This is a genomic window from Hyphomonas sp. TMED31 (assembly GCF_002172815.1).
Classification (GTDB): Bacteria; Pseudomonadota; Alphaproteobacteria; order Caulobacterales; family Hyphomonadaceae; genus Hyphomonas; species Hyphomonas atlantica.
In genome coordinates, this window is the sequence record NZ_NHCK01000017.1 from 1 (window position 1) to 17,738 (window position 17,738).

A 17,738-nucleotide genomic window follows, 5' to 3' on the forward strand; every position below is an offset into this window, starting at 1 on the left:
CATGCCGACAGCCACCGCAACGCAAGACGCACTGAGCCACAGTTTGAATTGGTTCTTCATATATTTCCTCCCGTGTTGTGAGCGACCGGTATCTGGGTGTCCGGTTCATGTCTCACTCACGATCAGAATATGCCGCCAAACCCAGCGGAATAGGGGTATAATGTTGTGCGCCGCAGCAAATCTTGAAACCGAATTGCAATGGTTTGCTCATGCCAACGTTGTCGGGGATATGTGAGTGCACCTCAGATATGCCACGAACTGCACACATTTGGTCAGAATCGCTTGGATTGTGGCGTAAATGTTACAGTCGGCAAGAATCCCGCTGTCTCACCAGAAATTGAGGCTGAATCTCTACGTGAAATGATTAGCTTCATAGCCAACCCGCCAAAAAGAGCGGGCTCCGAAATACCCTCCCGGAACTAGAATAAGTACAATCAGGAAACTGCTATGCATCTCAAACACTCTTTGTTTGCGACGGCTTCTGCCGTCCTCTTAATTGCGGCCAACGCTCAGGCCCAGGACGCTCAAACTGCGCCCGAAACTGAGGCGGATCGCCAGTCAGCGATCGACCGCGTCCTTGGTACGGTCACCGTCACCGCGACCAAGAAAAAAGACGTCGAGAACGTCCAGGACGTGCCTGTGGCCGTCACCGCTTTCAACTCTGACACGTTGGACGCACTGAATGTTACCACGCTGGAAAGCCTGTCCTATTCCTCGCCAAACGTGTCTCTGGATGATGTTGGCACCTCTCGCGGCACGGCCAACTTCGCCATCCGTGGCCTCGGCGTGAACTCGTCCATTCCGTCCATCGACCCTGCCGTGGGCGTGTTCATTGATGGCGTGTATATCGGCGTCAACACAGGCGTCGTGGTCGACCTGTTCGATGTGGACAGCATCGAGATCCTTCGCGGACCGCAGGGCCTTCTGTTCGGTCGGAACACGACCGGTGGTGCTGTCGTGCTGAACTCGGGCAATCCAACGGACGAATTTACCTTCAAGGTTGGCGCCAAAGTCGACGGCCCGGTTGATGAAGACCGTGGCGGCGCAAGCGCAACCGTACAAGGCTATGTCTCCGGACCGCTGATCGAAGGCCTGCTGAATGGTAAGATCGGGGCGTCCTANACGTCTGACGCCGGTTACTTTGAAAACCAGTTCAATGGCGACAATCATGGCGAGCTNCAGATNGCNACCTATCGCGGCGCNCTGGAGTTCACGCCAACNGAACGCCTCAGCGTGCTCGGCAAGCTGGAATATACCGATAGCCGTGGCGATGGCCCAAGCGGCCAGAACCGCTCCTATTTTGATCGCGAAACCTTCGACTTCTCGATCAACGAGCCAGGCCTGGCTGAAGCCGAGACGATCTTCGGCTCCATCCGTACAGACTATGATGTTGATTTCGGCAATGGCCGGATCACCAACATCTTCGGCTATCGCGATCTAGACTCCGGCACGGTTGGCGACATCGACGCCACGCCATTCACCCTGTTCCATTCAGGCTCTGAGTTCACGCAGGAGCAGTTCTCCAACGAACTGCGCTATGCCGGCACCTTCGGCAAGGCGGACGTGACCACTGGCCTGTACTATTTCGAACAGGAAATTGCGTACACTGAAACCCGCAACTTGCCGACAACCCGTCCGGCCACACTGCCAGCGTCCATTCCGTGGGGCTTCTATGGTGGCGGTCGTCAGGACCACACGGTCTGGGGTGCTTTCGCCAATGTGGACTATTCCTTCACGGACAAGCTCGTCGCAACATTCGGCCTGCGCTACTCCAATGAGGAAAAGGACGCAGACGTGATCTACATCCGTCCGCGTAATGAGTGTTCTGTCGTAAGCGGCACCTGTTCGCCTGACGGCACGAACGCCCTGATCTCGCTGATCACCGGCGGTGCGGCTCAGGAGCCAAACGGCTTCAGCGACGGCAATGAGTGGTCAAACTGGACGCCAAAACTCGGCCTGCAGTATTTCTGGACAGACAATCTGCAGACCTATGCCCACTATACCAAGGGCTTCCGGTCTGGCGGTTACAACTTCCGCATCACCGACATCCCGATCTTCTATCAGTTCGTGGCTGAAACCGGTGAATTTGGCTTTGACGAGGAAGAAGTCGACGCGTTCGAAGTCGGTTTCAAAACCAGCAGCGAAGATGGCCGCGTTCAGGTCAATGGTGCCCTGTTCCACACAGCGATTCAGAACATGCAGCGTGAGGTCAACACGGCTGGTGCTTCCGGCGTGGTCCAGAACATCATCAACACCGCAGACGCATCCATTACGGGTGTTGAAGTGGACGGCCGCGTCGCCATCGGCGAATCCTGGCTCGCCACGTTCAATGTCGGCATGATCGATGCGTCTTATGACGACGTCTTCTTCGATCTGGACGCTGACGGTGTTGTTGGCTCCAGCGACCTGGCGCTCGACCTGCCGCGCGTACCGCAAGCAACTTGGGGTGTCGGCCTGATCAAGGATGTTGACCTTGGTGATGGCGGCGCGCTGGTTGGACAGGTGAACTACCAGTTCCGTGACCGCATTGCATACACTGACAGCAATTTCGGCTGGATCCAGTCCGCCAATATGCTGGACGCAAACCTGACCTGGGAAACCCCGGTTGATGGTCTTGCGGCTTCCATCTACGGCAAGAATTTGCTCGACGAAGTGCAGGCGGGTAACGACACCCAGCTGCCATTCCCGGGCCCACTCTCGACCGGCAACAACTACCCGTACATGGGTCTGCCGGCAGGTGGCACGTTCTCGCCGCTGAAGAAAGGCCGTCTCGTCGGTCTGGAGCTGACCTACGAATACTAGGATCGATCTCTTACAGAGAATTTCCGGAAAGGGCGGCCCGCGGGTCGCCCTTTTTGCTTTCAGCGCCTATGTAGCGGCCATGACATATTCCCCGCCCATCCTCGACATTGCCGACTTCATCGCCGACCCGGTCGACTCGGCCGATTTCCCTCTGCACAAATTGCGGTACTGGAATGATCGCTGGGCTTCCGCGATTGGTCTCGACACACTCAGTGCCGAGGAACGCGTTGCCCATTTCGGTCGGTTCGAACCATTGCCCAACAATCTCGAGCGCCCTTTGGCCTTGCGGTATCACGGCCACCAATTCGGCACCTACAATCCGCAACTGGGTGATGGTCGTGGTTTCCTGTTCGCGCAGCTGCGCGATGATAATTCACGCCTTCTCGATCTCGGCACGAAAGGGTCTGGCCAGACTCCCTGGAGCCGGCAAGGAGACGGCCGCTTGACGCTGAAAGGCGCCGTCCGTGAGATCCTGGCCGCCAACTATCTTGAAGCCCTTGGCGTCAACACATCCAAACCCTTCGCCGTTGTGGAAACGGGTGAACAGCTGGCGCGGAATGATGAGCCCTCGCCCACACGCTCGGCCGTTCTTACCCGCCTGTCCCATAGTCATATCCGCTTCGGCAGCTTCCAGCGGCTCGCCTATCTGGAACAGGACAAGGAACTTGCCCGGCTGGTGGACTATGTCGTGGCGAACTTCCATCCGGATGCCGATGATGACGACGTGGCTCGGAAAGCGGTCAACATGTTATCGGCCATTTCGTCCGCGACGGGTCATATGATCGGCCAATGGATGGCTGCTGGCTTCGTCCACGGTGTGATGAACACGGATAATTTCAACATCACCGGGGAGACTTTCGATTTCGGGCCGTGGCGCTTCCTGCCCGTATCTGACCCGAACTTCACAGCAGCCTATTTCGACCAGCAGGGTCTCTATCGTTTCGGCCGGCAACCGCTGCAAGGTGGCTGGGCGCTACAGCAGCTTGCCTCTGCCCTCCTCCCACTTGCGACTGCCGAGGCTCTTGCCACCGGGCTGAAGCCTTACGAACGCGCTTATCAGGAAAGCTTCGTCGCCCACACCCACGCTCTACTCGGTCTGGAACCGCTGAAAGACATGCAGGCGGACACAGAATTTCTACAGGCTTTCTATGCCTGGATGACAAACTCAGGCGCCAGCTGGCCGCACACATTCTTCGACTGGTTCGGCGGACGAGACAGCGAAACGCGGGCAGCAGCGTCCCCACAAGCACCGCTCTATTCAGAGGAGGCTTTCGCGCCTGTTCGTGAAAGCCTGTTCTTACGGGATCCCGTTCGCCCGGAACGGCTCAAACATGCCTATTTCAAAGGCCCTGCTCCAGTCAGCCTACTGATTGATGAGGTAGAGGCCGTCTGGGATCCCATCGCAAACTCGGACGACTGGTCGGCGCTGCAAGCGAAGCTGAACCACATCGAGCAGGCGCGCCTTGCCTACGACTGGGCCTGACAAATCAGCCTTCCAGTTCGACATCCCAATAAAGATAATCCATCCATGTTTCATGCAGATGGTTTGGCGGAAACTTTCGCCCGATTTCCTGTAGCTGGTAATTGTTCGGGCGCGCCGGCCGTGATTTGAGCTGCAAATCCGTATGGTGCAACATCTTTCCGCCCTTGCGCAGATTGCAGGGGCTGCACGCCGCGACGATGTTTTCCCAAGTCGTCCGTCCACCCCGTGAGCGCGGAATAACGTGATCGAACGTCAGATTGTCGGTTGCACCGCAATAGGCACACTCGAATCCATCTCTGAGGAACACATTGAAGCGCGTGAACGCAGGCGGACGATCCTGCCGGACAAAATCCCTCAGCGCGATAACGCTCGGCAAACGGAATTCGGTACTCGGACTGCGCACGACATAGTCATATTCTGCAATGATATCGACACGGTCGAGGAAAACGGCCTTCACCACTTCCTGCCAGGGCCACAAGGACAAGGGATAGTAGGAGAGCGGCCTGAAATCAGCGTTCAATACCAGAGCGGGCCGACCGCTCGGTGGGGCCGAAAGAATCTCAGCCATGGATCACCTCCATGAAGCAGAGAACATATGCTTGCTCGAACCGACTGAAGGCGTAGCTCCTTTTCGTCTCGCCCCTGATCTAGGTGATTCACATCATCAGATTATGACAGAAACGGCGTTTTGCAACGCTTTCCGGGCAATCAGGCCTGCGGACTGGCCTGCGATGCCTTGGCGCGTTGATCGTTGATCCAGCCCCACAACATGTGTGCCGCCACGCCCCGATAGGGTCTCCACACTTCGGCATGGGCAGAGAATTCCTTGATTTCCATACGGGTTTCGACTTCGGACAACAGTTTGTGCGCCTCCATCAGGCCGACATCGCCGACAGGAAATGCGTCCATCGCACCGACCGAATAGAGCAGGAACAATTCTGCAGTCCAGGGGCCGATTCCCTTCACCGAAACCAGTTCCTTGCGCGCAAGGTCGAGATCGGAGGCACACACCCGCTCCAGATCCAACGCACCGGATGTGATCGCCTCTGCAATGGACACCATGTGCCGCACCTTGGGGCGGGACATTCCACATGCGCGAATGTCTTCCGGGTCCGCCGCCAGCACGGCGTCTGGTGTGACCTCCCCGAAATAGGTTTCGGTTCGCGCCCAGATCGACCCGGCCGCTTTCGTTGACAATTGCTGATACGCAATCAGTCGGCAAAGCGCGGCATAGCAAGGCTCACCCACCCGCCATGTCGGAACGCCCAATTCGTCATACGCCCGAGACAGCGCAGGATCCGCGGCAGCCAGAGTTTCGCAGGCCGCCTTCAGCTTCCGCCGCGAGGGCGCGGTCAATACCCCGGTTCCGGCAAACGGCCCAGAGGTACCAATCCCATCTTCACTTCATCATCCTTGATGGTGAAGGTGAGGAAGCCGCCATCGGCAGAGGACGTCTCCAGCATTGTCAGCATGGCGTTTTCCTGCTGGCCGAGCCGCCCGGACGATTCCAGTGCGTCACGCAATGCGTCGGCATTGTCGATCCGCACACCCATCGAGCCATTGGCCGCGCCATCCTCATATGCCAGATCGCCCTTCACACCGAGGTCGAGCGGCCCCCAATTCAGCAAGCCTTGCGCAATCTCCACACCCCCATCCTGTTGGATCAGCGCACGATGCAGCCTCTCTGGATTGCCACCGCTTCGGACCCATGCCGGGAAGAATTCGCGCACTTCACCGATCAGGCGGGAAGGGCCCAACGTGTCACCAAGAAATTCCGCCCCCTCTGGCGCGCCATTGATCGTCAAGCGATCCCATTGCAGCGCGATCATCAAATCAGTCTCAGCGCCGTTGCGAGGCGCCAGGTTCAAGGAGAAATTCGCTGCCTCATAGGATTCCCCTTCGATGAGCGCCGTTGCGCTGCCCATCTGCACGCCGATCCGGCGGAATGTATCGGAATTCCATGACACACTGACCGCAGAGGATTTGTCCAGGGTCAGAGTCTGCCGCAGGCCATCTGCCTCTGTCAGCACATTCCGCCCGGGCGAATAGGCAATCACGTGCTGCCAGTTCCANGGCTGCATGACGAGNCGCAATTGTTCGCCTTCCCATCGAGGCGCAGCGGGCGCAGCATAAACCGGGTCATCAACCACCAACTCGAACCGGTAGGGAAAGCCTCCAAGAGACTTGCTGGAATATTCAATCTCGGCGCCAAGCGCTCTTTGCTCAGCGATCCACTGGTCAATGCCCTTGTCCAGCTGAGACTTCGCAATGAACCAATAAGCCGTCCATGCACCGATTGCGATCAGCANCANGNCGAAAGGCAGATACAGCCAGAAACGNGATTTNTTCTGCGCGGNGGACGNTTCNACCATAGGNAGCCCTGAAAGGTATTAGGAAGCGAGGTGTTTCTGCACGTCGCGGCCCTCATCGACAAGAGCGTCAGAGGCTGTTTCCAGATCGGCCTGCAGCCGTGCCATCAATTCTCTACGGGGCAAACCAGCCGGAATGGGCGGCAGAATCTCATAAACGATACGTCCCTTGTTCCGCTTCAGGCCTCGGCCGGGCCAGCACAGGCCCGCATTCGTTGCGACGGGTACAATTGGCGCTTCGATCGCCTTGGCGAGGCCAGAAATTCCAGCAGCATGATAGGCAGGCGCAGCACCTGGCTCCGTGCGTGTCCCTTCCGGGAAGATCACGATCTGCCGACCGTCTTCCGCGCGCACTTTAGCAGCTGCAACCATCTTCTTCAGCGTTCGCGTATTCCCGGCCCGGTCGATCGGAATCATCGCCGTCTTCAGCGCGTACCAGCCCAGAAACGGATACCAGAGCAGCTCCTGTTTCAGAATGATCGCCGGGGCAGGCATGACAAGGAACGGAATGAACACATCCAGCATGCAATTGTGCTTGCCAGCATACAGCACCGTGCCGCGCGGCATGTGCTGGCGCCCCCGGATCTCCACTTCGATTCCGCAGATCACCCGAAGTCCGAAGATCAGTCCGCGCGCATATATGCTGATTGCCCAGAACGCCACGGATTTCGGCAGAAGCAGTGCCGGCAGGAACAGGATGCCCAGCACGGCCATCAGGCCATACATCCAGATCACGAAGAGNAGCGAGCGAAACATCATCATGCGGGTATCAGATAGGTCAAACTTCGAGAGTCGTCACCCGCCACTTCGCCCATTCGAGGAAGACACCTCGAAATGACCCCGGATCGCTCCAGATACGAGACGGGTCATTCACCGTGCGCACAGGCCAGGCGATCAGTTCCAGATCCGGCATGGCCTTCTTCAGCACGATCAGGCTGCGCGGCATGTGATAATCGGAGGTGACGATGATCAGGCTCTTGTAACCTCGCTCATAGGCCCAGGCCGCCGTCTCATCTGCATTGCCCAGCGTGGTCTCGGCCATATAGCCAATATCGACGCAGCATGCCCAGACCTCCTCGGATCCGCCTGCCAGCGCGATCAAGTCCGCTTTCGGCACATCGGGGTTCACGCCTGAAATCAGCATCCTTCTGCCCCGACCTTTTCCGACGAGTTCCACGCCCGCGGCGATCCTGAGACCTGATCCCCCCGTCAGCGCGACAATCGCATCGGCCGTCACGTCCGGCGAACGGTCTGCATTGGCCGCGCGATTTGCAAACAGCACAAAATCAGCAATCGCCAGAACCAGCCCCGCCAGGAACAGGGCCGGCACCACGCCGATACGTCGTTTCCGCAATCGTTGTTCGCCGCTCACATCACACTCTTCAGGGAACGGATAACTGTAACACGCGCCGCAATGCGCGCGGCCAGCCCCGCGATCACCGGGGTCAGCACCAGGATCAGTAAATCAACAATATCGAGACTCAGTACGGGCAAAAGACCTGATCGCGCTCCGCTGGAATGCACCCCGAAGATCATCGCCGCCGCCGCGCCAAGCGCGAGCAAAGCGCCAACTGCCCCTGCCCTCAGCCCCAGAAGCCAGAAACGGCGCTCGAACAGCCCGGCAATGTAGCGATCGCGCGCGCCGGCCAGATGCAGCACATCAACAATATCCCTCCGCGCCAACAGCGCCGCATGCGTTGCAAACGCGATGACGGCCACGGCCGTTGATGCCAACAGAGCTACGGCAGTCAGCGCCACAAGACGCGCGATCGCCAGCATCCTTCGGACATCCCCTGCCCAATCGGCATGTTCGTCCACGGCATGTGCATATCCGGCCTCCGTCAGACGCCGTTCAAGCGTTGGCCCCATGAATTGCGTGTCCGGTTCAGCGGTGACGGCGATCAGCTGCGGCAAGGGCAGGCTTTCCGGCAGGCCCCGGCTGCCAAAGTTCGGCTCCAAAAGCGCATCAATTTCCTGTTTGGACAGAAGCCGCGCTTCGCGCACGCCTTCGGTTGCCTCAATCAATTGCCGCGCCTCTTCGGCGCCGCGCCGGTCTGCATCCGGCAGGGACACTGTCAGTTCCCCCTCAACCTCAGCCGTCCAGCTGCGCGCAGCGCCATAAGTCGACTTCGCCGAGAGCGTTGCCAGTGCGGCCAGGAAGCAGAGCGCACCGACGACGAAGAACAGCGCCATTTCGCGCGCATCCTCTACAGGCAGAAGCGGGGTTTCCTTTGCCATGCCTAATCCACCGTCTTCACGATATCGGTCCGGCGACGCGCCGCCGGGCCATATTCGACATCCTGGACCAGCAGGCCATGCTGNAGCCGGAAAACCGGCGCATCGACCTGCCGCACGAGGCCCAAATCATGCGTGGCGATGATGACTGTAGTCGCTCGCCGCTTGTTAAGCTCAAGGAAGAGGCGCATCAGGCGCGCGCCCATTTCCGGATCNACATTCCCGGTCGGTTCGTCTGCGATNAGGATATCCGGCTGGGTCACCACGGCACGGGCGATGGCAACGCGCTGCTGCTCCCCGCCGGACAGGGTTGGCGGGCGCGAATGCATGCGTTCTCCAAGGCCGACCCAGGCCAGCAGCTCCTCNACATCATGGCGATAGCTCGCTTCCTTGCGCCCCAGAACGCGCAGGGGCAGCGCAACATTCTCGTACGCGGTCAGATGATCCAGCAGGCGGAACTCCTGGAACACGACCCCAACCCGCCGACGCAGCGCAGACAACTGGTCGCGCGTCAGGCGGCTGGTTGGTCGGCCGAACAGTGAAACTTCGCCACGTGTCGGCTTCAGTGCCAGATAAAGCAGTTTCAGCAGGCTGGTCTTGCCCGCGCCGGAGGCTCCGGTCAGAAAGCTGAACGATCCGGGTTTCAGGACAAGATCAATCCCGCTAAGGATGTCTTCCGACGTGTCGTAACGCAGCGAGACGCCATCAAGGCGCACGGCGACATCGTCAAAAAGGTCATGGCGGGGAAGGGTCATCAGCTCCTATCCTGTGCTCGTTCGAGTGGATTATTGGGGCGAATTGCGGGAAACACCAAGTCATGATCCTCACTTGTCCCCATTGTGAAACCCAGTATTTCGCCGATGACTCAACAATCGGTGAAAGTGGCCGCACCGTGAAGTGTGCCGCATGTGGTGGATCATGGTTTGTTGAGCCGAAAANCCTTGACGAAACCGTGCGCCGAACCCCTGCCGCCGCGCACGAAATNTACCGCGAGAANGTCCGCGCCCAGCGTCGTCGGCGCAGCCGGACCGCCGCCCTGCTCTCCTGGCTCATCACAGCCGCCATCTTTTTTGCGCTAGGCGTCGGCGCCATCGTCTACCGCAATGAAGTGGTGAAACTCTGGCCGGAAGCGGGCAGCGCCTACAAGCAGATCGGCTTCAAGGTGAACCGGTTCGGGCTGGAATTCGAAGACATCGAGCGCAGCCGCACCTTCAATGACACCATCCCGATCGTCACAGTGTCNGGCAAGGCGTTGAACGTGTCCCACTCAACCGTCGATTCGCCCGCTGTGCGTGTGGACCTGAAAGACGAAATCGGACTCGTGGTCGCTACCACCTATGGCCGCATCAGCCCGGCGCAGCTGGGCGCAGGCGAATCCGGCAGCTTCCGCGTGGTCGTGGAACAAGCGCCGATGGAGAGCTTCGAAATCGAACTCAAATTTGTCGACTTGTCTGAAATTCCGGCAGAGGCGCCTGAACCTGACATGCCAAGCGAGCCTGCAAATTCAGCTGAAATGGACGCCGCCGAAGAATGACCGACATGCCGAAAATCGAGGTGATCGTGCCAGAAGACGAACTTCTGGCGGAGATCGATAAACTGGCCGAAACGCTGGCCCCGCGCCTGACGGGCGAATGGACTGTTGTTTCCATTCTGATCGGCGCAACACCGTTCACATCAGACCTGATGAAAGCCCTCGCCCGGCGCGACATTCACCCCACGCTCGACGTGATCTGGCTGGAATCCTATCGCGATGCGCGGGAAAGCTCGGGCCGCGTCGTTGTGCGCGCAGACCTCGCCCGGTCCGTGAAGGACAAGGGCGTAATCATTCTGGATGATGTGTTCGATACGGGCCGCACGCTGGCCTTTGCCAAGACACACATGCTGGCCAAGGGCGCGCGCGAAGTCATCACCTGCGCTCTCACCCAGAAACCCTGGGCCCCGCGCGGCGAAAACGGGGTCGATTATTGCGCCATTGATGCGCCCGGGCGCTACCTTGTCGGCTATGGCATGGACGATGCCGGCAAATATCGCGGCCTGCCCTATATCGGCGCACTGGACTAGGGCCGCCCGGATCGGTTTCCGTCGAAATTACAGAATTGACGGAATCACGCGGTCTGGTGGGCGGTGGCCATCGGCGAAGGTCTTGATGTTGATGATGACCTTCTCGCCCATCTCCGTGCGGCCTTCGATCGTGGCCGAGCCCATATGCGGCAACAGCACGACATTCGGCAGGCCGAACAATTCCTCGTTCACNGTCGGCTCGCGCTCGAACACGTCGAGGCCCGCTCCGGCAATCTTGCCCGCCTTCAGCGCGCGGGCCAGCGCTGCTTCGTCGATCACCTCACCGCGCGCCGTATTCACGATATAGGCTTCCGGCTTCATCAGTTCGATCCGGCGCGCATTCATCAGGTGAAAAGTCGCCGGCGTGTGCGGGCAGTTTACCGAAACAATGTCCATGCGCGACAGCATCTGGTCGAGGCTGTCCCAATAGGTCGCTTCCAGCAATTCCTCNATGCGCGGGCTGACNGGNTTGCGGTTGTGATAATGGATCTGCAGGCCGAACGCCTTGGCGCGGCGCGCAACGGCCTGGCCAATCCGGCCCATGCCGATGATGCCGAGCCGCTTGCCGGCGAGCCGACGCCCCATCATCCAGGTTGGGGTCCAGCCATCAAAGCCGCCTGAATTCATCACGTCGGCGCCCTCGAACAGGCGGCGGGGCACAGACAGGATCAGCGCCATGGCCACATCTGCCGTGTCATCGGTTAGCACGCCGGGCGTATTGGTCACCGTGATGCCTCGCTGCACCGCGCTCTGCACATCGATATTGTCGACCCCTGCCCCAAACTGGGCGATCAGGCGCAGNTGCTCTCCCGCGCGGGCCATGACGCGCCCATCCAGGCGGTCTGTCACCGTGGGCACCAGAACGTCCGCGCTCTGCATCGCCTCAACCAGTTCTTCCTGCGTGAAGGGGTGATCATCATCATTCAGCTTCGCATCGAACAGCTCTTTCAAGCGCAATTCGACTGGGGCGGGCAGCTTGCGGGTGACGACAACTTTCAGCTTCTTCGCGGACATAGGGACTCTTTTTGCAAATATTCTCAATCGGGCCTTAGCAGAGGGATCGGGACACGCCAACGCTTCATGTTTTACACAAGATTCATTTGCGTATGGAATTCTAGCCCCTCGCAGACATGGGAAAAGACTGCACATGAAGCGGGCAGTGGTCATCTTAACGGGCTTTCTCGTCGCGAGCGCTGCGGCGTTTGCGCAAGGGGCCGACTATGTCCGCGTCAGCAAATTTTCCGGTAAGGAAGTNCCGCGTTTCGAAACNCTGAAATACAACGCCGTGAATGGCCGCGCCGGCCCAAGCCGGGACCACCCCATTGTCTGGCGGTATGAGCGCAAGGGCCTGCCTCTGCTGATCATCAAGGAAAGNCAGAACTGGCGCCGCGTGCGCGACCCGGAAGGGGCCGAAGTCTGGGTTCACGCCCGCATGCTGGAGCCTGACACGATCGCGATGGTCCAGTCCGACACGGTCATGCACAAGGCACCGGACGCGATGAGCCCGANAGTTGCGCGCCTTGAGGCCACCGTGCTGGTCGAACTCGACGGATGTGGCCAGGGTTGGTGCAAGGTAACGGCCAAGCACTACAAGGGCTTTGTCCCGACGACCGCGCTCTGGGGCGACAATACCAGCGCCGCTGCGCTGTAAGCCAACACACTCCGACACCCCATCAGAGTTGACAATCCGGGCCGCACAGGCTCGAACGGCGACTTGCGCTTGAATGAACAAGGGAACCGCCATGTCCGGACCGCACGATTACCACACGCCTCAATCCTCCTATTCCAAGGAAGACCTGCTGAAATCCGGCGCGGGCGGCTATTTCGGACCTGGCAATGCCCAATTGCCGATCCCGCCGATGCTGATGATGGACCGGATCACCGAAATCACCATGGANGGTGGCGAGTANGGCAAGGGCAGCGTGATCGGCGAGCTCGATATNACGCCGGACCTCTGGTTCTTCGAATGCCACTTNCCCGGCGACCCTGTNATGCCCGGTTGCCTNGGCCTTGATGCCATGTGGCAGGCCGTAGGCTACTGGCTCGGCTGGTCCGGCAGCCCCGGCAAGGGCCGCGCGCTCGGCGTNGGCGAAGTGAAGTTCACCGGGGAAATCACGCCGGACAAGAAACTCGTGAAATATGTCATCGACATCAAACGCGTGCGCCGCGGCAAGCTGAACCTCGGGATCGCTGACGGTCGCGTCTATGTCGACGGCGAACACGTCTACACTGCCCTCGACATGAAGGTCGGCCTCAAGAACGTGCTCTAGTGCGCAGGCCTTCATGCGCATTGCACAAAATGCGCCCAACAAGCCTGCCCCATGACAGACTGACGGACCTGCGGTACTTTCCCCTCTTGGGAGAAAAGGGGACACCGCATGGCCTATTGGAAAACAGGCACGATTCTTACAGCTGCTGTGCTGGCGCTCGGCGGCGTTGACCTGGCGGAGCGGCCTCAGCAGGCCCCTTTCCCGGATCCCGTTCTTTTGTCAGGCGAGTCCTGTCTCGGCAGCGAAAGCAGTGCTCGGCGCCTGGGCCTGTTTCTGGGCGCAGCGCGCGCCTATGCGGAGGCCGGAAAGATCGGCAACAATTTCGCCGCAGGTTTGACCGCGCCGGTGATCACCTATCCCATCACCACCAAATCCGCAGACGCGCAGCATCTTTTCGACCTTGGTCTGTCCCTTGTGATCAGCTTCAATCATGACGCCGCGATTGATGTATTTCGTCAGGCGCAGGCAGCTGACCCGGACTGCGCGATGTGCCNTTGGGGCGAGGCGTTTGCGCGGGGCAGCAACCTGAACGTGGCGGTTGGCGAGGATGCCCTTCAGTTGGCACACGATGCGGCGCAGGCTGCCAAGCTTCGGGCCTCCGACACACCCGGTCTTGAGCAGGTGCTTATCGACGCAACGATCGCCCGGTATCCGCTCACCGAAGAGGGCGGTGTCGCGGAAGACCCGATAGCCTTCGCGGACGCAATGGCGCTGGCAGCGGTGCGATTTCCCAATGATGATCTCGTTCTCTCCCTCGCCGCCGAAGCGGCCATGAACACCCAGCCNTGGGACTATTGGGAGGCGGATGGGCACACGCCGAAAGGCCGGACAGCAGANGTCATCACGACGCTGGAAACCGTGCTGAACAGAAATCCGGAATTCGTCCACGCCATCCACCTCTACATCCATGCCACCGAGGCGTCCGATGATCCTTGGCGTGCAATNGAGACCGCTGAACACCTGCCGCAGCTTGCCCCGCAATCCGGCCATCTCGTCCACATGCCTTCACATCTCTGGTACCTGACCGGCCAGTGGAAGCGGTCGATGGAGTCCAATCTGGCGGCCGCGCAGGCTGACGAGCTCTATATTGCGAGCGGCAACGCCCCGCCGCTCTATGAGTATGGATACTATCCTCACAATCTCCATTTCATCCTGACATCGGCGATGATGGCCGGGGACGGAATGACCGCTTTGTCGACAGCCTCCAAACTGGACGCAGCACTGCCACAGGACATGTCCTCGCTTGCGCCGTGGATCACCCTGATCCGTCCGTCCGCCTACTATGCCCACGCGCAGTTCTCGGCCCCGGAAACTGTGTTGAGACTGCCCGATCCGGGCACAGAGTCCGTCATGGACAAGATTGCCTGGCACTATGCGCGGGGGCTGGCCTTCGCAGCTGAAGGCGACACCGCCAGCGCACAGTCCGAAACCGACCAGATTGATGCTCTAGTCTCCAGCGAGGGCGTGGCGGAACTGGAAGCACAATACCTTCCGGCGGGCGACATCGCCCGGATCTCATCTCTGGTCATATCCGCTCGGATCGCCGCTCAGGATGGCGATTTGCCTTCCGCCATTTCGCTGATGGAGCGCGCCGCAGACCTGCAGGATGCGCTGCCCTATAGCGAGCCGCCAATCTGGTACTATCCCGCCCGCCAGACACTTGCCGCGATGCTGCTTCAGGATGGTCAGACGGATCGGGCCGAGCGCATGTTCCATCGCGCCCTGCTGAAATCCCCGAACAATGCCCATGCCCTTTACGGCCTGTGGCAGACCTACAAGGCAAAGGGCGACCGCCGGTCTGCGCGCTACGCCAAACACCTGTTCAAGAAGGCATGGATGGGGAAGCGCGGCACCACACCAGACCTGATGCGGCTCTGATTGATTTGGTCCAGCAGACTGTCCCGTCCGCGCAAAACACCGCCCGAAACTTGACGGGCAAAGCGGGGATGCCTAGCGGTTTCCCGTAGAGACATTCACCAAGAGAGGCTTTCCCACATGGCTGATGACTGGACCCCGCCGGCAGGCGATCTGATGAAAGGCAAGCGCGGCATCGTAATGGGCGTCGCGAACCAGAACTCCATCGCCTGGGGCATTGCCCGCCAGCTCGCCGCGCAGGGCGCCGACATCGCCTTCACCTATCAGGGCGAGAACCTTGAGCGCCGCGTCCGCCCGCTGGTCGAAAGCATCGGCATGGATTTCATGATCCCGGCAGACGTGACCGATGACGCCTCGATGGATGCCGCCTTCGACGCCGTGAAAGACAAATGGGGTAAGATCGATTTCCTCGTTCACTCCATCGCCTTTGCCGGCAAGGACGAGCTGCAAGGCTCGATGGTCGCCAACACGACCCGCGAAGGATTCCGCCGCGCGATGGATATTTCGGTCTTCAGCTTCATTGACACAGCCCGCCGCGCCAGCGAGATCATGCCCGATGGCGGCGCAATGATCTGCATGACCTATCTCGGAGCAGAGCGCACCGTGCCCTCCTACAATGTCATGGGCGTTGCCAAGGCCGCGCTCGAAGCCGCAACCCGCTATGCCGCGCGCGATCTCGGCCCGCAGGGCATCCGCGTCAATGCGATCTCGGCCGGCGCGATGCGCACGCTCTCCCTCGCCGGTATCCGCGGCGGCAAGAGCCTGATGGGCACGGGCCGCGACTGGTCTCTGTTGAAGGAAGACACGCGCATGGAAGGCGTTGCAGGTGCAGCGCTCTACCTGCTCTCAGAACTCGGCCACTCCGTCGCCGGTGAAGTCCACCATGTCGACGCCGGCTTCCACGTCGTCGGCGTCCCGGATCTGCCGGAAGAGTAGTACGCGCTGGCCCAATCTTGGGGAGCGGACTCCTAAACCTAAGCGTGTTGTGCTATGCTTCTCCCTCAAGCTGGGAGGGAGATAACCATGTTACGTATCGCGTGTTCAGCCATGACAGCGGCGCTGCTTTTGGCAGGGTGTGGAGAGACTGCCGCAGAGAACCCCGAACCTGATGCCTCGGCGGAGGAAAGTCCGACGTGTCCGGCCTACGATCCACGCAACGGAAGCGCCGTGATCGACTTCATGCCGGGCATCGTTAAACCTCCAGTGCTGAAGATCCAGTTTCTGGTCGATGCACCGAATGACGGCGACGCGTACGAACTCGAATTTGAGAGCATCCAGGAGTCAGCGCCTCCGAGCTACGTCTTCGATCTTAAGCGCACTGAAACAGGCATGCTCCGCGTCATCACCGAAACGTCCGTTGGATACACTCAGTCGGACTTTCCTGAGTCGGAACTCCGCTCAATCGTGATCAATTGCGAAGGCAATCGGTTCTTTGAAATCGAACCGGTGGAAGTTGTACAGTAGCGATCACGCTTCTGTAATCGCCCGGAACTCCTGCCCGTCTGCCCTGTTGGTCTGGCGAACCCATTCTGACAGGAGACTTCCATGTCCAACATCTTTCTTATCGGCGCCACGGGCGGCGTCGGCAGCCGCCTCGGCCCGAAACTCGTGGGCGCCGGCCACGCGGTCAAAGGCCTGCACCGCAAGCCTGAACAGGCGGGCGATCTGCGCGACCAAGGGGTCGAGCCGGTCTATGGCAATATCATCGACATGACGGCTGATGACATCGCCAGCGCGATGACTGGGTGCGACACAGCCATCTTCTCCGCTGGGGCGGCCGGATCAGGCCGCGACAAGACCACGGCAATCGATGGCGAAGGCCCGGAAAAGCTGATCGAGGCTGCGCGCGCCACGGGCGTGAACCGCATCTACATGGTTTCCGTCATCATGGATGCCGGACGCGACCGCAACACGAGCGATGATTTCGAGCACTATATGGCCATGAAGCGCCGCGCCGATGCGGCCCTGGCCACCAGCGGCATCGACTACGTCATCCTGCGCCCCGGCACGCTGAAAGACGATGATGGCGACGGCAAAGTCAGCGCCGGGCGCGCCATCACCTATGGAGACGTGGCCCGAGGCAATGTTGCGGCGACGCTGGCCGAACTGATTAACACGCCCGAGATCACCAATGAGATCATCGAGCTGACAAATGGCGACACTCCGATTGCAGAGGCAGTCGCCAGCCTGAAACGGGGCTGACACGCCCGCGCCGCCATATCATGATGCCGCTCAACATCTCGGAGGGGCATCATGAAAACCAGCACCGACACCCACGTCCCGCTCAGCAGTTTCCCGCATTATCCTGAAGAGGAAATGCTGCGCCGGGCAGTGGCGTTTCAAGACTCCCTGGCCACCCGCCGATCGGTCAGGGATTTCTCGGACGCGCCCGTCCCGCGCGAAATCATCGAGGCCTGCATCGCCACGGCCGGCTCCGCCCCGTCCGGCGCAAACCACCAGCCCTGGTTCTTCGCTTGTGTGAACAGCGCCGAAAAGAAGCGCGAGATCCGCGAAGCGGCCGAGGCCGAGGAACGCGAATTCTATTCAGGGCGCGCCGGGGAAGACTGGCTCGACGCGCTCGCGCCCATCGGCACGGATGCGGACAAACCCTATATGGAAACAGCGCCTTGGCTGATCTGCATC

The 17,738-nt window shown here is 59.9% G+C and carries 18 protein-coding genes; 10 read left to right on the forward strand and 8 right to left on the reverse strand.

What is annotated here, in order from left to right:
• The first annotated feature begins 447 nt into the window (after positions 1–447).
• Positions 448–2,802 (forward strand): TonB-dependent receptor, encoded by a 2,355-nt coding sequence (locus tag CBB91_RS02895; RefSeq protein WP_273011931.1) that lies wholly within the window; start codon positions 448–450, stop codon positions 2,800–2,802.
• A gap of 79 nt (positions 2,803–2,881) precedes the next feature.
• Positions 2,882–4,285 (forward strand): protein adenylyltransferase SelO family protein, encoded by a 1,404-nt coding sequence (locus CBB91_RS02900; RefSeq protein WP_273011934.1) that lies wholly within the window; start codon positions 2,882–2,884, stop codon positions 4,283–4,285.
• Between the two features lie 4 nt (positions 4,286–4,289).
• Here the strand turns inward: CBB91_RS02900 and CBB91_RS02905 are convergent, their stop codons facing one another.
• From CBB91_RS02905 to ftsE, 7 genes are all read right to left on the reverse strand, one after another.
• The gene (locus CBB91_RS02905) at positions 4,290–4,853 is read right to left on the reverse strand and encodes an HNH endonuclease (RefSeq protein ID WP_035548009.1); all 564 of its coding nucleotides are present in this window, start codon (positions 4,851–4,853) and stop codon (positions 4,290–4,292) included.
• 140 nt (positions 4,854–4,993) lie between these two features.
• Positions 4,994–5,641 (reverse strand): DNA-3-methyladenine glycosylase 2 family protein, encoded by a 648-nt coding sequence (locus CBB91_RS02910; RefSeq protein ID WP_273011937.1) that lies wholly within the window; start codon positions 5,639–5,641, stop codon positions 4,994–4,996.
• Positions 5,638–6,657, reverse strand: a complete 1,020-nt coding sequence (locus CBB91_RS02915; RefSeq protein ID WP_273011939.1) for a DUF2125 domain-containing protein — start codon at positions 6,655–6,657, stop codon at positions 5,638–5,640. Before CBB91_RS02915 ends, CBB91_RS02910 begins: the two co-directional genes overlap by 4 nt.
• An 18-nt stretch (positions 6,658–6,675) precedes the next feature.
• The gene (locus CBB91_RS02920; protein ID WP_273011941.1) at positions 6,676–7,416 is read right to left on the reverse strand and encodes a lysophospholipid acyltransferase family protein; all 741 of its coding nucleotides are present in this window, start codon (positions 7,414–7,416) and stop codon (positions 6,676–6,678) included.
• A 16-nt stretch (positions 7,417–7,432) separates the two neighbouring features.
• On the reverse strand, positions 7,433–8,026 hold the full coding sequence (locus CBB91_RS02925; protein WP_273011943.1) for a YdcF family protein: 594 nt from the start codon (positions 8,024–8,026) through the stop codon (positions 7,433–7,435).
• Positions 8,023–8,892 carry a hypothetical protein gene (locus CBB91_RS02930; RefSeq protein ID WP_035548019.1) on the reverse strand — a complete coding sequence of 290 codons (870 nt, stop codon included), beginning with the start codon at positions 8,890–8,892 and terminating at the stop codon, positions 8,023–8,025. Before CBB91_RS02930 ends, CBB91_RS02925 begins: the two co-directional genes overlap by 4 nt.
• A gap of 2 nt (positions 8,893–8,894) precedes the next feature.
• A complete protein-coding gene (gene ftsE / locus CBB91_RS02935; protein ID WP_051602434.1) occupies positions 8,895–9,644 on the reverse strand; it encodes a cell division ATP-binding protein FtsE in 750 nt (249 codons plus the stop codon).
• Positions 9,645–9,841: 197 nt separating this feature from the next.
• Here ftsE and CBB91_RS02940 point away from each other — a divergent pair, with 197 nt between their 5' ends.
• Together CBB91_RS02940 and CBB91_RS02945 are read left to right on the forward strand one after the other, a co-directional pair.
• On the forward strand, positions 9,842–10,423 hold the full coding sequence (locus CBB91_RS02940; protein WP_345906714.1) for an FxLYD domain-containing protein: 582 nt from the start codon (positions 9,842–9,844) through the stop codon (positions 10,421–10,423).
• Positions 10,424–10,428: 5 nt separating this feature from the next.
• Positions 10,429–10,950, forward strand: coding sequence for a phosphoribosyltransferase family protein (locus CBB91_RS02945; RefSeq protein ID WP_081806008.1), 522 nt, complete (start codon positions 10,429–10,431; stop codon positions 10,948–10,950).
• 27 nt (positions 10,951–10,977) lie between these two features.
• Here CBB91_RS02945 and CBB91_RS02950 read toward each other — a convergent pair whose 3' ends face one another.
• Entirely contained in the window at positions 10,978–11,964 is a 987-nt protein-coding gene (locus tag CBB91_RS02950; RefSeq protein ID WP_273011949.1) for a D-glycerate dehydrogenase, read from the reverse strand.
• A 133-nt stretch (positions 11,965–12,097) separates the two neighbouring features.
• Between CBB91_RS02950 and CBB91_RS02955 the strand changes: the two genes are divergently transcribed.
• The 6 genes from CBB91_RS02955 to CBB91_RS02980 all read left to right on the forward strand — a co-directional run.
• Positions 12,098–12,601, forward strand: a complete 504-nt coding sequence (locus tag CBB91_RS02955; RefSeq protein ID WP_273011952.1) for an SH3 domain-containing protein — start codon at positions 12,098–12,100, stop codon at positions 12,599–12,601.
• 91 nt (positions 12,602–12,692) lie between these two features.
• On the forward strand, positions 12,693–13,220 hold the full coding sequence (gene fabA, locus CBB91_RS02960) for a bifunctional 3-hydroxydecanoyl-ACP dehydratase/trans-2-decenoyl-ACP isomerase (RefSeq protein ID WP_273011954.1): 528 nt from the start codon (positions 12,693–12,695) through the stop codon (positions 13,218–13,220).
• Between the two features lie 1,995 nt (positions 13,221–15,215).
• Positions 15,216–16,031, forward strand: a complete 816-nt coding sequence (locus tag CBB91_RS02965; protein ID WP_035548033.1) for an enoyl-ACP reductase — start codon at positions 15,216–15,218, stop codon at positions 16,029–16,031.
• 87 nt (positions 16,032–16,118) lie between these two features.
• Positions 16,119–16,559, forward strand: coding sequence for a hypothetical protein (locus CBB91_RS02970; protein WP_273011956.1), 441 nt, complete (start codon positions 16,119–16,121; stop codon positions 16,557–16,559).
• An 81-nt stretch (positions 16,560–16,640) separates the two neighbouring features.
• A complete protein-coding gene (locus tag CBB91_RS02975; RefSeq protein WP_273011957.1) occupies positions 16,641–17,297 on the forward strand; it encodes an SDR family oxidoreductase in 657 nt (218 codons plus the stop codon).
• A gap of 51 nt (positions 17,298–17,348) precedes the next feature.
• The coding region (locus tag CBB91_RS02980; protein ID WP_273011958.1) for a nitroreductase family protein at positions 17,349–17,738 on the forward strand (390 nt) is incomplete at its 3' end.

Excerpts from the sequence above, each read along its gene's own strand:
- CBB91_RS02900 (WP_273011934.1), top strand. The coding sequence starts at position 2,882 with ATGACATATTCCCCGCCCATCCTCGACATTGCCGACTTCATCGCCGAC.
- CBB91_RS02905 (WP_035548009.1), bottom strand. The coding sequence starts at position 4,853 with ATGGCTGAGATTCTTTCGGCCCCACCGAGCGGTCGGCCCGCTCTGGTA.
- CBB91_RS02930 (WP_035548019.1), bottom strand. The coding sequence starts at position 8,892 with ATGGCAAAGGAAACCCCGCTTCTGCCTGTAGAGGATGCGCGCGAAATG.
- CBB91_RS02945 (WP_081806008.1), top strand. The coding sequence starts at position 10,429 with ATGCCGAAAATCGAGGTGATCGTGCCAGAAGACGAACTTCTGGCGGAG.
- CBB91_RS02965 (WP_035548033.1), top strand. The coding sequence starts at position 15,216 with ATGGCTGATGACTGGACCCCGCCGGCAGGCGATCTGATGAAAGGCAAG.
- CBB91_RS02970 (WP_273011956.1), top strand. The coding sequence starts at position 16,119 with ATGTTACGTATCGCGTGTTCAGCCATGACAGCGGCGCTGCTTTTGGCA.
- CBB91_RS02975 (WP_273011957.1), top strand. The coding sequence starts at position 16,641 with ATGTCCAACATCTTTCTTATCGGCGCCACGGGCGGCGTCGGCAGCCGC.